Raw genomic sequence first — 812 nt, forward strand, 5'->3', positions numbered from 1 at the left:
GCGCCTGCTGCAAGACACGCGCACCGCCGCCATTGCCACCGCGCCGCCACGCGCGCCGCCAGGCGCGCTGCCGCCGCCTGCCCCCTCCAGCATCGCACTGCCGGTGCGGGTGCCGCTGGCGCTGCTGGAATCAGCGGTGAACGAGGCGGTGCCGCAGCTGCTGTGGCAGATTGATCAGCCCGGTAGCGTCTGCGTGAAGGCCGCCCGGGTGAATCTGTTCGGCGCCCGGCTGAAAGTCACGCCCGATGTGCGCTGCCATATCATCGGCGACGTGGAGCGCGGGCCAATCCGCCTATCGGGCCGCGGTAGCCGGCTGCACCTCGCCATGCCGGTGTTTGCCCGGCTGGAAGCACGCGATATTGGCGGGCTCATCGAACGCGAAGGCACCGAAGCCGAAGCGCTGATCACCGCCGAACTGACGCCCACCCTGTCGGCCGATGGCCATCTGCAAGCCCGCATTCACCTCACCTATGACTGGCGCCAGGAGCCCACGGTCTCCGTGCTCGGCGAGGAGATCAGGCTCACCGAAAAGGCTGACCAGAAATTGGCGCCAGTGCTGGCCAAGGCGGAAACCGATCTTGCCCGCCGGCTGGCGGCCCTGCCGATCCGGGCCCGGCTGGAGCGGCTGTGGCGGCAGGGCTTCTCGGTGCAATCAATCAACCGCCGCAACCCGCCGGCCTGGTTGCGGCTGACCCCGCAGGCGCTGGCCGTGGAGGGCATCGCGGTGGAACGGCGGGACCTGCGCATCGATGCCCGGTTGGGCGCGCTGGCGGAGGTGGTGCTGGGCGCGCAGCCCGCCACGCCCACCGCCA

Annotated in this window: 1 protein-coding gene; it reads left to right on the plus strand. The window is 70.7% G+C overall.

All coding sequences use genetic code 11. The features are described from left to right. Nucleotides 1–812, plus strand: an 812-nt coding sequence (locus GJ693_RS16375; RefSeq protein WP_197042317.1) for a DUF4403 family protein, incomplete at both ends; no start/stop codon positions are given.

Source organism: Sandarakinorhabdus oryzae (assembly GCF_009733735.1).
Classification (GTDB): Bacteria; Pseudomonadota; Alphaproteobacteria; order Sphingomonadales; family Sphingomonadaceae; genus Sandarakinorhabdus; species Sandarakinorhabdus oryzae.